General features: G+C 65.4%; 14 protein-coding genes. All 14 read left to right on the top strand.

The window, feature by feature from the left end; genetic code table 11:
* Positions 1-2: 2 nt before the first annotated feature.
* The 14 genes from nuoG to mtnK all read left to right on the top strand — a co-directional run bounded on the left by nuoG (position 3) and on the right by mtnK (position 14,895).
* Positions 3-2,078 carry an NADH-quinone oxidoreductase subunit NuoG gene (gene nuoG / locus ACVJ19_RS32025; protein WP_453953126.1) on the top strand — a complete coding sequence of 692 codons (2,076 nt, stop codon included), beginning with the start codon at positions 3-5 and terminating at the stop codon, positions 2,076-2,078.
* A gap of 10 nt (positions 2,079-2,088) precedes the next feature.
* Positions 2,089-3,156 carry an NADH-quinone oxidoreductase subunit NuoH gene (gene nuoH / locus ACVJ19_RS32020; RefSeq protein WP_453953124.1) on the top strand — a complete coding sequence of 356 codons (1,068 nt, stop codon included), beginning with the start codon at positions 2,089-2,091 and terminating at the stop codon, positions 3,154-3,156.
* Positions 3,157-3,170: 14 nt separating this feature from the next.
* Positions 3,171-3,659, top strand: coding sequence for an NADH-quinone oxidoreductase subunit NuoI (gene nuoI, locus ACVJ19_RS32015; RefSeq protein ID WP_026232873.1), 489 nt, complete (start codon positions 3,171-3,173; stop codon positions 3,657-3,659).
* A 137-nt stretch (positions 3,660-3,796) separates the two neighbouring features.
* Positions 3,797-4,435, top strand: a complete 639-nt coding sequence (locus ACVJ19_RS32010; RefSeq protein WP_453953123.1) for an NADH-quinone oxidoreductase subunit J — start codon at positions 3,797-3,799, stop codon at positions 4,433-4,435.
* Entirely contained in the window at positions 4,432-4,740 is a 309-nt protein-coding gene (gene nuoK, locus ACVJ19_RS32005; protein WP_008547737.1) for an NADH-quinone oxidoreductase subunit NuoK, read from the top strand. The genes ACVJ19_RS32010 and nuoK overlap by 4 nt, the downstream gene beginning before the upstream one ends.
* 8 nt (positions 4,741-4,748) lie before the next feature.
* Positions 4,749-6,812 (top strand): NADH-quinone oxidoreductase subunit L, encoded by a 2,064-nt coding sequence (gene nuoL / locus ACVJ19_RS32000; protein WP_453953122.1) that lies wholly within the window; start codon positions 4,749-4,751, stop codon positions 6,810-6,812.
* Complete coding sequence (locus tag ACVJ19_RS31995; protein ID WP_453953121.1) at positions 6,813-8,321, top strand: NADH-quinone oxidoreductase subunit M; 1,509 nt, start codon at positions 6,813-6,815, stop codon at positions 8,319-8,321. It begins immediately after the preceding gene.
* 22 nt (positions 8,322-8,343) lie between these two features.
* Entirely contained in the window at positions 8,344-9,780 is a 1,437-nt protein-coding gene (gene nuoN / locus ACVJ19_RS31990) for an NADH-quinone oxidoreductase subunit NuoN (protein ID WP_453953120.1), read from the top strand.
* Between the two features lies 1 nt (position 9,781).
* Entirely contained in the window at positions 9,782-10,588 is an 807-nt protein-coding gene (locus ACVJ19_RS31985) for a biotin--[acetyl-CoA-carboxylase] ligase (protein ID WP_453953119.1), read from the top strand.
* On the top strand, positions 10,588-12,258 hold the full coding sequence (locus ACVJ19_RS31980) for a ribonuclease J (protein ID WP_453953118.1): 1,671 nt from the start codon (positions 10,588-10,590) through the stop codon (positions 12,256-12,258). Before ACVJ19_RS31985 ends, ACVJ19_RS31980 begins: the two co-directional genes overlap by 1 nt.
* A 69-nt stretch (positions 12,259-12,327) precedes the next feature.
* Complete coding sequence (gene mce / locus ACVJ19_RS31975; protein ID WP_453953117.1) at positions 12,328-12,732, top strand: methylmalonyl-CoA epimerase; 405 nt, start codon at positions 12,328-12,330, stop codon at positions 12,730-12,732.
* 9 nt (positions 12,733-12,741) lie between these two features.
* A complete protein-coding gene (locus tag ACVJ19_RS31970; RefSeq protein WP_453953116.1) occupies positions 12,742-13,017 on the top strand; it encodes a DUF1467 family protein in 276 nt (91 codons plus the stop codon).
* A gap of 204 nt (positions 13,018-13,221) precedes the next feature.
* Positions 13,222-13,569 carry a hypothetical protein gene (locus tag ACVJ19_RS31965; RefSeq protein WP_453953115.1) on the top strand — a complete coding sequence of 116 codons (348 nt, stop codon included), beginning with the start codon at positions 13,222-13,224 and terminating at the stop codon, positions 13,567-13,569.
* 33 nt (positions 13,570-13,602) lie between these two features.
* Complete coding sequence (gene mtnK / locus ACVJ19_RS31960; RefSeq protein ID WP_453953114.1) at positions 13,603-14,895, top strand: S-methyl-5-thioribose kinase; 1,293 nt, start codon at positions 13,603-13,605, stop codon at positions 14,893-14,895.
* Positions 14,896-14,898: the final 3 nt, after the last annotated feature.

The following is a 14,898-nucleotide window of genomic DNA, read 5'->3' as shown; positions in this document are numbered from 1 at the left end:
ACATGACCAAGCTCATCATCGACGGCAAAGAGATCGATGTCCCCGCCGAGTACACGCTGCTTCAGGCGTGCGAGGCGGCCGGCGCCGAGATTCCGCGCTTCTGCTATCACGAGCGGCTGTCGATCGCCGGCAATTGCCGGATGTGCCTCGTCGAGGTGAAGGGCGGCCCGAAGCCGGTCGCGAGCTGCGCCTGGGGCGTGCGCGACTGCCGTCCGGGCCCCAAGGGCGAGCCGCCGGAGATCTCCACGCGTTCGCCGATGGTGAAGAAGGCGCGCGAAGGCGTGATGGAATTCCTTCTCATCAACCATCCGCTGGATTGCCCGATCTGCGACCAGGGCGGCGAGTGCGACCTGCAGGACCAGGCGATGGGCTATGGTGTCGACACCAGCCGCTTCGCCGAGAACAAGCGCGCGGTCGAGGACAAGTATCTCGGCGCGCTGGTCAAGACCTCGATGAACCGCTGCATCCAGTGCACGCGCTGCGTCCGCTTCTCGGCGGAAGTCGCCGGCGCCCCCGAGATGGGCGCTACCGGCCGCGGCGAGGACATGGAGATCACGACCTATCTCCAGCACGCGCTGACGTCGGAGCTGCAGGGCAATCTCGTCGACATCTGCCCGGTCGGCGCGCTGACCTCGAAGCCCTATGCTTTCGCCGCGCGTCCCTGGGAACTCGGCAAGACCCAGTCGATCGACGTCATGGACGGCGTCGGCTCGGCGATCCGCGTCGACACCCGCGGCCGTGAGGTGATGCGCGTGCTGCCGCGCATCAACGAGGCCGTGAACGAGGAGTGGATCTCCGACAAGACCCGCCACATCGTCGACGGCCTGCGCACCCAGCGCCTCGACCGGCCCTATATCCGCGAGGCCGGCAAGCTGCGCGCGGCGACCTGGCCCGAGGCCTTTGCCGTGATCGCTGCCAAGGCGGCGCGCACCGACGGCAAGCGCATCGGTGCGATCGCCGGCGACCTCGCCGGCGTCGAGGAGATGTTCGCGCTGAAGGACCTGCTCGCCAAGTACGGCTCGAGCAATCTGGCGGTGCAGGGCGGCGACGCCTTCGACCCCGCGCTCGGCCGCGGCTCCTACATCTTCAATCCGACCCTGGTGGGTGTCGAGCAGGCCGATGCGCTGCTCATCATCGGCGCCAATCCGCGGAAAGAAGCGGCCGTATTCAACGCCCGCATCCGCAAGCGCTGGCGCGGCGGCGGCTTCAAGGTCGGCGTGATCGGCGCCAAGGCCGACCTGACCTATGATTACGACCATCTCGGCGCGGGCACGGAGACGCTCAGTGAGCTCGCGGCCGGCAAGCACTCCTTCATGGACGTGCTGAAGAACGCCAAGCATCCGATCATCCTGGTCGGTTCGGGCGCGGCCGCCCGTCACGACGGCGCCGCCATCCTCGCTGCCGCCGCCAAGCTCGCGCTCGACGTCGGCGCGGTCAAGGACGGCTGGAACGGCTTCGGCGTGCTGCACGAGACCGCCTCGCGCGTCGGCGCGCTCGATATCGGCTTCGCCGCCACGGCGGGCGGGCTGAACGCGGCGCAGATGACGACGTTCGGCACGCTGGACCTGCTGTTCCTGCTCGGGGCCGACGAGATCAAGGCGCCGGACGGCACCTTCGTCGTCTATATCGGCACCCATGGCGACCGCGGCGCGCACCGCGCCGACGTGATCCTGCCGGCCGCCGCCTACACCGAGAAGTCCGCGATCTACGTCAACACCGAAGGCCGCGTGCAGATGACGGGACGTGCCGCGTTCCCGCCGGGCGAAGCCCGCGAGGACTGGGCGATCATCCGTGCGCTGTCGGAAGCGCTCGGCAAGAAGCTCGGCTATGACTCGCTTCCCGCGCTGCGTCAGGCGATCTTCAAGGCCGTCCCGCATCTGATCCGTCTCGACCAGATCGAGGCCGGCTCCGCCGACCAGGTCAAGAAGCTGGCGGGGAAGGGCGGCTCGCCCGAGAAGGCGCCGTTCAAGCCGCTGGTCGAGGACTTCTATTTGACCAACCCAATCGCGCGTGCGTCCGCCGTGATGGCGGAATGCTCGCGGCTTGCCTCCGGGCAGATGCTGACCGCAGCGGAGTGAGCGTGACCTGATGGAATTCTTCGAAAGCGCATTCTGGACCGGGTTCCTCTGGCCGCTGATCATCATGGTCGCGCAGAGCGTCCTGGTGCTCGTCGTCCTGCTCGTGGCGATCGCCTACATCCTGCTCGCCGACCGCAAGATCTGGGCGGCGGTGCAGATCCGCCGCGGCCCGAACGTGGTCGGCCCGTGGGGCCTGCTGCAGTCCTTCGCGGACCTGCTCAAGTTCGTGCTGAAGGAGCCGATCATCCCGGCCGGCGCCAACAAGGGCGTCTTCCTGCTGGCGCCGCTGGTCTCCTGCGTGCTCGCGCTCGCGGCCTGGGCGGTGATCCCGACCAATCTCGGCTGGGTGATCTCCGACATCAATGTCGGCGTCCTCTTCATCTTCGCGATCTCGTCGCTGTCGATCTACGGCATCATCATGGCCGGCTGGTCGTCGAACTCGAAGTATCCGTTCCTGGCCGCGCTGCGTTCGGCGGCGCAGATGGTGTCGTATGAAGTCTCGATCGGCTTCGTCATCATCACGGTGCTGCTCTGCGCCGGCACGCTGAACCTCTCGGCCGTGGTCGAGGCCCAGCACGCACGCGGTCTCGCCAGCCTGATCGGGCTGCCGCAGCTCACCATCCTGAACTGGTACGTCTGGCCGCTGTTCCCGATGTTCGTGGTGTTCTACGTCTCGGCGCTGGCGGAAACCAACCGTCCGCCCTTCGACCTCGTCGAAGCGGAATCCGAGCTCGTCGCCGGCTTCATGGTCGAATACGGCTCGACGCCGTATCTGCTGTTCATGCTCGGCGAATACGTTGCGATCGTCACGATGTGCGCGCTGGCGACGATCCTGTTCCTCGGAGGCTGGCTGCCGCCGGTGGATCTGCCGCCCTTCAACTGGGTGCCGGGGATCATCTGGTTCGCGCTGAAACTGTTCTTCATGTTCTTCCTGTTCGCGATGGCAAAGGCGATCGTGCCGCGCTACCGCTACGATCAACTGATGCGCCTCGGCTGGAAGGTGTTCCTGCCGCTGTCGCTGGCGATGGTGATCGTGGTGGCCGGCGTGCTGCACTTCGCCGGCATCGCGCCGAAGTGAGGGCCGTCATGGGTATCAACATCAACGCCACCGCACGCTCGCTTCTGCTGTCGGAATTCGTCTCGGCGTTCTTCCTCGCCATGCGCTATTTCTTCCAGCCGAAGCCGACGCTGAACTATCCGTTCGAGAAGGGGCCGATCTCGCCGCGCTTCCGCGGCGAGCATGCGCTGCGCCGCTATCCGAACGGTGAAGAGCGCTGCATCGCCTGCAAGCTGTGCGAAGCGGTCTGCCCCGCGCAGGCCATCACCATCGAGGCCGGCCCGCGCCGCAACGACGGCACCCGCCGCACCGTGCGCTACGACATCGACATGGTGAAGTGCATCTATTGCGGCCTCTGCCAGGAGGCCTGTCCGGTCGACGCCATCGTCGAAGGTCCGAACTTCGAGTTCGCGACCGAGACCCGCGAGGAACTGTTCTATGACAAGGCCAAGCTGCTCGCCAACGGCGACCGCTGGGAACGCGAGATCGCGAAAGCGATCGAGCTCGACGCGCCGTACCGGTGAGGTGAGGGCATGATCCTTCCCGCCACCTCCTCGTCATTCCGGGGCGCGCAAAGCGCGAACCCGGAATCTCGCGCCACAACCTCCAGATTCCGGGTTCGCGGGCTCTGCCCGCTCCCCGGAATGACGGGAGTTTCTCGATGATCCTTCCCGCGCTGTTCTTCTATCTCTTCGCCGGCATCTGCGTCGCCTCGGCGGTGATGGTGATTGTCTCGCGCAATCCCGTGCACTCCGTGCTGTACCTGATCCTGGCCTTCGTCAACGCCTCCGGCCTGTTCGTGCTGATGGGCGCCGAGTTCCTCGGCATGATGCTGATCGTCGTCTATGTCGGCGCGGTCGCGGTGCTGTTCCTGTTCGTGATCATGATGCTCGACGTCGACTTCCTCGAGCTGCGCGAGGGCTTCATCGAGTACCTGCCGGTCGGCCTCGTGATCGGCGGCATCTTCCTGTTCGAGCTGCTGCTCACCGTCGGCTTCTGGGTCATCAACCCCGGCGTCGCCAAGACGATCACGGCGGCGATTCCGGCCAACGTCTCCAACACCGAGGCGCTCGGGCTCGTGCTCTATACGAAGTACATCCACTACTTCCAGCTCGCGGGCATGGTGCTCCTGGTCGCCATGATCGGCGCCATCGTGCTCACGCTGCGCCACAAGGCGAGCGTGAAGCGGCAGGACATCAACGTTCAGAACGCGCGCACGCCCGAGATGGCGATGGCGATGCGCAAGGTGGCTCCGGGGCAGGGGCTCTCGGATGCCGATGCTGCGGAGTGGGTGAAATGACGATCGGGCTCGGACATTATCTGGCGGTCGGCGCGATCCTGTTCACGCTCGGGATCCTCGGCATCTTCCTGAACCGCAAGAACATCATCGTCATCCTGATGTCGATCGAGCTGATCCTGCTCTCGGTCAACATCAACCTCGTGGCGTTCTCGACCTTCCTCGGCGACATCGTCGGCCAGGTCTTCGCGCTCTTGGTGCTGACGGTTGCGGCTGCGGAAGCCGCGATCGGTCTCGCCATCCTGGTGGTCTATTTCCGCAACCGCGGCTCGATCGCGGTTGAGGACGTCAATCTGATGAAGGGCTGAGCTCTCAAATGGTTCAGGCAATCGTTTTCCTGCCTCTGCTGGGCGCCATTCTGGCCGGCCTCATCTCCCTGGTCGGCGCGCATGCCCGCAACCCCTCGGGCGACGAGGTCGAGCATCACGGCGACCACGGTCATGGTGATGCGCACGCGTCGGCCGCGCATGATGACCATGGCCATGACGATCACGGCCACGGCCCGGTCGAGCCGGCTGCTGCGGGCTCGCGTGCGGCGGAGCTGATCACCACGGGGCTGCTGTTCGTCGCGGCGGCGCTGTCCTGGATCACGCTGGTCGATGTCGGCTTCATGCACCACGACGCCCGCATCCAGCTGCTGCCTTTCATCTTCTCCGGCGACCTCCAGGTCTGGTGGACGCTGCGCGTCGACACGCTCACCGCCGTGATGCTGGTGGTGGTGACGACCGTGTCCTCGCTCGTACACCTCTATTCCATCGGCTACATGGACGAGGATCCGTACCGGCCGCGCTTCTTCGGCTATCTCTCACTGTTCACCTTCGCCATGCTGATGCTGGTGACGGCGGACAATTTGGTCCAGCTGTTCTTCGGCTGGGAAGGCGTGGGTCTCGCCAGCTACCTGCTGATCGGCTTCTGGTACCAGAAGCCGTCGGCTAACGCGGCCGCCATCAAGGCCTTCGTAGTCAACCGCGTCGGCGACTTCGGCTTCGCACTCGGCATCTTCGCGATCTTCATGCTCGCCGGCTCGACCGATTTCGAGACGATCTTCCATGCCGCACCTGGCCTGACCGGCAAGACCATCAATTTCCTCGGCTGGCACGCCGACGCACTGACCCTGACCTGCCTGCTGCTGTTCATGGGCGCGATGGGCAAGTCGGCGCAGTTCCTGCTGCACACCTGGTTGCCGGACGCGATGGAAGGCCCGACCCCGGTCTCGGCGCTGATCCACGCCGCGACCATGGTCACCGCGGGCGTCTTCATGGTGGCGCGCCTGTCGCCGCTGTTCGAGCTCGCCCCGACCGCCCAGGCCGTCGTGATGTTCTTCGGCGCGACCACGGCGTTCTTCGCGGCCACCATCGGCCTCGTCCAGAACGACATCAAGCGCATCGTCGCCTACTCGACCTGTTCGCAGCTCGGCTACATGTTCGTCGCGATGGGAGCAGGGGCCTATTCGGTCGGCATGTTCCACCTGTTCACGCACGCCTTCTTCAAGGCGCTGCTGTTCTTGGGCTCCGGCTCGGTGATCTATGCGATGCACCACGAGCAGGACATCCGCAACATGGGCGGCCTCTGGCGCAAGATCCCCTACACCTATGCGGTGATGGTGGTCGGCACGCTGGCGCTGACCGGCTTCCCGCTCACCGCCGGCTACTTCTCCAAGGACGCGATCATCGAGTCCGCCTACGCCTCGCACAATCCGTTCGGGGTCTACGGCTTCCTGATGACGGTCGTCGCCGCCGGCCTGACCTCGTTCTACTCCTGGCGCCTGATCTTCAAGACTTTCCACGGCGAGCCGCATGACGAGCATCATTACGAGGCTGCGCATGAAGCCCCGCTCTGGATCCTGATCCCGATCGGCGTGCTCGCGGTCGGCTCGTTCGTCGCGGGTCTGCCGTTCAAGGAGCTGTTCGCCGGCCACGGCGTCGAGGAGTTCTTCCGCGAGTCCGTGAAGATGAACCCGCACATCATCGAGGAGATGCACCACATCCCCGAGACCATCGCCTTCCTGCCGACGGTGATGATGGTGCTGGGCTTCCTCGTCTCGTACCTGTTCTACATCCGCCGGCCTTACATCCCCGTTCGGCTCGCCGCAGAGCATCCGATGCTGTACCAGTTCCTGCTCAACAAATGGTACTTCGACGAGCTCTACGAGATCATCTTCGTCCGTCCGGCGAAGTGGATCGGCTATCAGCTTTGGAAGAAGGGCGACGGCTTCATCATCGACGGCTTCGGTCCCGACGGCGTCTCCGCCCGCGTGCTGGACGTCACCCGCAACGTCGTGAAGATCCAGACCGGCTATCTCTACCATTATGCATTCGCCATGCTGATCGGTGCCGCCGGCCTGATCACCTGGTTCATGTTCGGCTTTGGAGGCCAGTAAATGACAACCTGGCCCATTCTTTCGGTCACGACGTTCCTGCCGGTGGTCGGCGCGCTGATCGTCTATCTCAGCCGCGGCGATGACGAAGCGGCCAAGCGCAATTCGCGCTGGATCGCGCTCTGGACCACCCTGATCACCTTCGCGGTGTCGGTGATCCTGGTCATGCGCTTCGACCCGTCGAACCCCGACTTCCAGTTCGTCGAGAAGGCGAACTGGCTCGCCACCGGCATCACCTACCACATGGGCGTCGACGGCATTTCGCTGCCGCTCGTGATCCTCACCACCGCCGTGATGCCGTTCTGTATCATCGCGAGCTGGAAGGCGATCACCAACCGCGTCCGCGAGTACATGATGGCGTTCCTGATCCTGGAAACGCTGATGGTCGGCACCTTCTCGGCGCTCGATCTCGTGCTGTTCTACCTGTTCTTCGAGGGGGGCCTGATCCCGATGTTCCTGATCATCGGTGTCTGGGGTGGTCCGCGCCGGGTCTACGCCTCGTTCAAGTTCTTCCTCTACACGCTGCTCGGCTCCGTCTTGATGCTGCTCGCCATCATGGCGCTGTACTGGAACGGCGGCACCACCGACATTCCGACCCTGATGCACACCGCCGTGCCGCGGTCCTTGCAGACCTGGGCCTGGCTTGCCTTCTTCGCCTCCTTCGCGGTGAAGATGCCGATGTGGCCGGTGCACACCTGGCTCCCCGACGCGCACGTCGAGGCGCCGACGGCCGGCTCCGTGGTCCTTGCCGCGATCCTGCTGAAGATGGGCGGCTACGGCTTCCTGCGCTTCTCGCTGCCGATGTTCCCGCTGGCCTCGCACGACTTCGCGCCGCTGATCTTCACGCTCTCGGCCATCGCCATCATCTACACCTCGCTGGTGGCGTTGATGCAGGAGGACATGAAGAAGCTGATCGCCTACTCGTCAGTGGCGCATATGGGCTTCGTCACCATGGGCATCTTCGCCGGCACCATGCAGGGCGTCGCCGGCGGCATGTTCCAGATGATCTCGCACGGCATCGTCTCCGGCGCGCTGTTCCTCTGCGTCGGCATCGTCTACGACCGCCTGCACACCCGCGAGATCGCTGCCTATGGCGGCCTCGTCAACCGGATGCCGCTCTACGCGATGACCTTCATGGTCTTCACCATGGCCAATGTCGGTCTGCCCGGGACGAGCGGCTTCGTCGGCGAGTTCATGACGCTGCTCGGCACCTTCAAGGTCTCGATCCCGACCGCGTTCTTCGCCACCTTCGGCGTGATCCTCTCGGCGGGCTACGCGCTGTGGCTCTACCGCAAGGTCGTGTTCGGGGCGATGGTCAAGCCGTCGCTGATGAGCATGAAGGATCTCACCTTGCGCGAATGCGTGATTCTGTTCCCGATGATCGCGCTGACGATCCTGTTCGGCGTCTATCCGAAGCCGGTGCTCGACATGTCGGCCGCTTCGGTCCAGCAACTCGTCAACAACTACAACACCGCTGTGACGGCCGTGAAGGCCGCCGCACTGCTCCAGTGATCGGGCAGGTCAGGATATCGCCATGAGCTTTTCGACTGCAGGTTATCAACTGGCGCCGGTGCTGCCCGAGCTCGTGCTCGCGGTCGGCGCCATGGCGCTTCTGATGCTCGGGGCCTATCGCGGGCAGGAGACGACCAGGACGGTGACGTCGCTGGCGGTCCTGCTGCTGGTCGTGGTCGGCGTGCTCGTCTACGCCCAGCCCGCGGGCAAGCAGGTGACCTTCGGCGGCAGCTTCATCGTCGACGACTTCGCCCGCTTCATGAAGATCCTGGCCCTGATCGGCTCGGCGGTGACGCTGGTGCTGTCGACCGAGTTCCTGTCCGATCCCTCGCGCCGCATCTTCGAATACGCCATCCTGGTGCTGCTCTCGACGCTCGGCATGATGGTGCTGATCTCGGCCGGCGACCTGATCTCGCTCTATCTCGGCCTCGAATTGATGTCGCTGGCGCTCTATGTCGTGGCCTCCTCGAACCGCGACAACGCCAAGTCGACCGAAGCCGGCCTGAAGTATTTCGTGCTCGGCGCGCTGTCCTCGGGCATGCTGCTCTACGGCTCTTCGCTGGTTTACGGCTTCACCGGCACGGTCAGCTTCACCGGCATCGCCGCGGCCGTGACGGTCTCGAATATCGGCCTGATCTTCGGCCTGGTCTTCCTGCTCGCCGGCCTCTGCTTCAAGGTATCAGCCGTGCCGTTCCACATGTGGACGCCGGACGTGTATGAAGGCGCCCCGACCCCGGTCACCGCCTTCTTCGCTTCGGCACCGAAGGTGGCTGCGCTCGCCGTCTTCACCCGCGTCACGCTGACCGCATTCCCGGGCATCGTCTCGCAGTGGCAGCAGATCCTTGTGTTCGTGGCGATCGCCTCGATGGCGCTCGGCTCCTTCGCCGCGATCGGCCAGAGCAACATCAAACGCCTGATGGCGTACTCCTCGATCGGCCACATGGGCTTCGCCCTGGTCGGCCTTGCCTCGGGTACCGTCGAGGGCGCGCAGGGCGTCCTGATGTACATCGTGATCTATGTCGCGATGACGCTCGGCTCGTTCTCGATCATCCTCGCCATGAAGCGCAATGGCCAGGCCGTCGAGCAGATCAGCGATTTCGCCGGCCTGTCGCGCACCAACCCGTTGCTCGCCTTCATGTTCGCGATGCTGCTGTTCTCGCTCGCCGGCATCCCGCCGCTCGCCGGCTTCTTCGCGAAGTGGTACGTCTTCGTCGCCGCCATCAAGGCGAACCTGTTCACGCTCGCCGTGATCGGGGTGCTGACCAGCGTCGTGGGCGCCTACTACTATCTCGCCATCGTCAAGACGATGTATTTCGACGAGCCGGCCGGCCAGGTCGACCCGGTGCGCATCGAGGTGCGGACGGTGCTGGCGGTTGCGGGCCTGTTCAACATCCTGTTCGCGCTGTTCGCGGGGCCCGTGGTGAGCGTCGCCTCCGCCGCGGCAAAGTCGCTGTTCTAGGATGGGGTTCGCGCTCGGTCCTCGCGCACTCTCGGCGGGCTACAGGCTCGCCGCTTTCGAACGGACCGGCTCGACCAACACCGACGCGATCGAGCATGCGCGGGCCGGCGAACGCGGCCCGATGTGGTTCGTCACATCCGAGCAGACCGCCGGCCGCGGCCGGCGCCAGCGCGCCTGGATCGCCCCGAAGGGCAATCTCGCCGCCAGCGTCCTCGAGGTCCTGGACATTGCACCAGCGGTTGCCGCCACCATCGGGTTTGCGGCGGGACTGGCGGAGGAGGCCGCCCTGGAGAAGGTCAGCGTTGAGGCTGCGCTGCGGCTCGGGGAGGGCCGTCCCCGCTACGCCCTGAAATGGCCGAATGACGTCCTTGCCAATGGCAAGAAGCTCGTCGGCATCGGCCTGGAGGCGGAGGCCGTCGGTGACCGCCTCGCCATCGTCGTCGGCATCGGCACCAACGTCGTCGCCGCGCCCGAGGGCACGCCGACGCCCGCCGTGTCGCTCGCAGACCTTGGCGTCCAGATCAGTGCGGAGGAGCTGTTCTCGGCCCTGTCGGACGCCTGGGTCGAGTTCCGTGGCATATGGGACAATGGCCGCGGCTTTGCAGATATCCGTAAACTGTGGCTTGAGCGCGCCGCCGGCCTCGGCGAGAAGGTCGCGATCCATACGGGGACGACGACGCTGGAAGGCATATTCGACACCATCGACGACACCGGCTGCCTGATCGTCCGCACCGCGGAGGGCCGCCGCGTGCCCGTCGCCGCGGGTGAAGTGTTCTTCGGCCCTGTCGCCTCCGTGGGAGCTGCGTGATGGCGAGGCCCGACGAACTGGTGTTTGCGCCGCTCGGCGGCGTCGGCGAGATCGGCATGAACCTGTCGATCTACGGCCTCGGCAACCGTCACCAGCGTGCCTGGCTCGCGGTCGATCTCGGCGTCTCCTTCGGCGACGAGGAGCATCTGCCGGGCATCGACCTGATCATGCCCGACATCAGCTTCCTGGAGAAGGAACGCAAGAACCTGATGGGCCTCGTGCTGACGCACGCCCATGAGGATCATTTCGGCGCCATCATCGACCTCTGGCCGAAGCTGAAATGCCCGATCTACGCGACCAAGTTCAGCGCCGCGCTGTTCGAGGCCAAATGCGCCGCCGAGCGCAATGCGCCCGAGATTCCGGTCACCGTGGTCCCATCAGGCGGCCGCGTCGATATCGGCCCGTTCAACGTCGAGTTCATTCCCGTCGCGCATTCGATTCCCGAAGCGCATGCGCTGGCGATCCACACCGAAGCCGGCATCGTGTTGCACACCGGCGACTGGAAGATCGACCCGACCCCGACGCTGGGGGCGCCGACCGACGAGAAGCGGCTGCGCGAGCTCGGCGAGGAGGGGGTGCTCGCCCTGATCGGCGATTCCACCAACGCCGTGCGCGACGGCCGCTCGCCCTCGGAGGCCGAGGTCGCCAAGACCATCATCGACCTCGTCAAATCGGCCAAGGGTCGCGTCGCGGTGACGACCTTTGCCTCCAACGTCGCCCGCGTCAAAGCGGTGGCCGACGCCGCCAGGGCGGCGGACCGCGAGGTCGTCGTGGTCGGCCGCGCCATGGAGCGCGTGGTGCAGGTCGCGCGCGAGACCGGCTATCTCGAGGGCGTGCAGAATTTCCGCTCGCCCGAGGTCTACGGCCACCTGCCGCAGGACAAGGTGCTGGCGCTCTGCACCGGCAGCCAGGGCGAGCCGCGCGCCGCGCTGGCGCGCATCGCCAATGACGACCATCCCGAGATCACCTTGAACCGCGGCGACAGCGTCATCTTCTCCTCGCGCACCATCCCGGGCAACGAGAAGGCGGTCGGCTCGATCATCAACAACCTGGTGCTCCAGGGCGTCGAAATCATCACCGACCGCGATGCTCTGGTCCACGTCTCCGGCCATCCGCGCCGCGACGAGCTGCGCGACCTGATCTCCTGGGTGAAGCCGCAGCTCCTGATCCCGGTTCACGGCGAGGCCCTGCATCTGCACGAGCACGCAAAACTCGCGCGCGCCGCCGGCGTGCCGCGGGTGCTGGTCTGCCGCAACGGCGACCTCGTCAAGCTCGGCCCCGGCGATCCCGGCATCGTCGGCGAGGTGCCGTCGGGCCGGCTCTACAAGGACGGCACGATCCTCGAGGATTCCAAGTCCCGCGCCGTGGTCGAGCGCCGCCGCATGGCCTTCTCCGGCTGCGCCTTCGTCGCCATCGCCCTGACCGCGCAGGGCGAGCTCGCCGACGAACCCGAGGTCGACCTCGTCGGCATCCCCGAGAAGAACAGGGCGGGCGAGACTTTTGACGACCTGGTCTTCGATGCCGTCATGTCCACGATCGAGGGGCTGCCGCGGGCGCGCCGGCGGGATCCTGATGCCCTGGCTGAGTCGGTGCGACGCGCTGTCCGGGCCGTCATCAACGAACATTGGGGCAAAAAGCCCCCCTGTCTGGTACATGTCCTGACAGTGTAACCGCGTAAACATGGTCTCGCGGGCGGATCGCTCCGCCTTGCCCGGATCATGCGCTGAGGGAGAAGAAACATGCTGGGTCGCCTCAACCATGTCGCGATCGCGACCAAGGACGCCGTCAAGGCTGCCAAGATTTACGGTGCGGCATTCGGCGCGCAGATCTCGGAGGCCGTGCCGCTGCCCGAGCACGGCGTCACCACCGTCTTCGCAACCCTGCCCAACACCAAGATCGAGTTCATCGAGCCGCTCGGCGAGGCTTCGCCGATCGCAAAGTTCCTCGAACGTAATGCCGACGGCGGCATCCACCATGTCTGCTACGAGGTCGTCGACATCATCGTCTCGCGCGACACGCTGGTGAAGGAGGGCGCGCGCGTCCTCGGCGACGGCGTGCCGAAGATCGGTGCCCATGGCAAGCCGGTGCTGTTCCTGCACCCCAAGGATTTTTCCGGCGCCCTCGTCGAGATCGAGCAGGCATAAGGCCGCCCCATGGCCATCCAGATATCGACCGCGATCGCGATCTACTTCGTCATCTGGTGGGTCGCGCTGTTCCTGACGCTGCCGTTCGGCGTGCGCAGCCAGCACGAGGACGGCGTCGGCGCCCCCGGCACCGACCCCGGTGCGCCGATCCTGACGCGGATGGGCCGCAAGCTGATCTGGACCACGATCATCTCGGCCGTCATCTACGGCCTCGGCATGGCGGCCTACCATGCCGGCTATCTCTCGATCGAGCGCCTGTCCAAAATGATGGGAATGCCGTTCTAGGTTCTTAGTGCGGCACATCCTTCGAGACGCCCGCTTTGGCGGGCTCCTCAGGATGAGGGCAGAGTGCGCGGCAGCAGTTTCAACGGGCACCGATGTCCGTTAGCCTCATCCTGAGGAGACCGCGAAGCGGTCGTCTCGAAGGACGAGGCGTGCGCGCGCTCTCGCTTGAAATTTTGCGCTTGTTCGATTGTTCGGGGGAAATGAATGACTTTTCAGAGGATCGTTGTCGCGCTTCTGGTGCTGATCGTCGCAGGACTCGGCGCCATCGGCTATTTCGAATGGAAGATCGCCGTTCAGGCCCGGACGCTGAAGGCGTTCGTCGAGGGCTATGTCTTCAACGAGGCGGTGATGGCCTGCGAGCAGGCCAAGAGCTCGACGCCGTTCAAGTGGAACGGCGGCAAGAGCACCTCGGTGATCGGGCTGAACTCGGTCAAGCCAGACAAGTACAACGTCTTCGCCAGCTACACGCTGGTGGCGGACGGCGTCTATTGCGATTACGATCCGATCAAAAGAAAGGCCGAGATCGGCTCGAGCTTCCTGGAGCGGGAGTAACGATCCGGCCCATATTCATGGGGTAGGATCGTCATGACCGGGGACCGGGCAGGGGACTATCGGATTCTGCATGAGGCGGCCTTGCGGGATTATCTCGCGGGCCTTCCGGACCTCAAGGCGCTGCTCGGCGGCGATCCCGCGTCCTGGGAGATCACCGAGGTCGGTGACGGCAATCTCAACCTCGTCTTCATCGTCAAGGGCGCGCGCGGCGGCATCGCCGTGAAGCAGGCGCTGCCCTACGTCCGTCTCGTCGGGGAGAGCTGGCCGCTGCCGCTGTCGCGGGCCCATTACGAATTTTTGGCCTTGTCCCGGCAGGCCGAGCTCGCGCCCGGCCTCGTGCCGGCGCTGCTGCACCACAATGAGAAGCTGGCGCTGACGGTGATGGAGCTGCTCGAGCCCCACATCATCATGCGCAAGGGGCTGGTCGCCGGGACGCAGTACCCGCGCTTCACGGATGACATCACCACCTTCATGGCGCGGACGCTGTTCTTCACCTCCGACCTCGCGCTCTCTGCCGCCGAGAAGAAAGAGGGCATCGCCGCCTTCGCCGGCAACCACGCGCTCTGCAAGATCACCGAAGACCTGATCTTCACCGATCCCTACCGCATCGCCGAACAGAACCGCTGGACCGTGCCGTACCTCGATGGCCTCGCCGCCGCTTTGCGCGAGGACATGGAGCTGCATGTCGCCATCTCCCGGCTGAAGCTGAGATTCATGGCGAGCCCCGAGGCGCTGCTGCACGGCGACCTCCATACCGGCTCGATCATGGTCACGGACGGCCAGACGCGGGTGATCGACCCTGAATTCGCATTCTACGGCCCGATGGGTTTCGACGTCGGCGCGGTGCTGGCCAACCTCCTGATGGCCTATTTCGCCTCCGCCGGCCACGAGCGCGCGCCGGGCGAGCGGGCGGCGTTCGAGGGCTGGGTGCTTGAGGCGGTCGAGCAGGTCTGGACCGGGTTCGCCGGCAAGTTCCTCGATCTCTGGCGCGCCGGCGCGGCCGGGGACGCCTATCCGCTCTCGCACTTTCCGGGCGAGAAGGGCGCCGCGCGGCTGGAGGCCGAGCGGCAGGCCTACATGCAGCGCCTGTTCGCCGACACTGTCGGCTTCGCCGCGGCAAAAATCATCCGCCGCATCTTCGGTCTCGCCCACAACATCGATTTCGAGCTGATCGAGGACCCGCGGAAACGGGCGGTGAGCGAGGCGCGGGCGGTCCGGCTCGCTCGTGCGATGATGGTGGAGGCGGGGGCATTTCGGACGATCGCTGATGTCACCAGCGCCGCGCGAAAACTGCACGATTGGCGGCCCGAGTTTGCGAACGGTTAGACG

The sequence above is a fragment of the Bradyrhizobium sp. USDA 376 genome, from assembly GCF_054063675.1.
The sequence above is the reverse complement of the archived record's forward strand: the minus strand, read 5'-3'. Positions and strand labels throughout refer to the sequence as shown.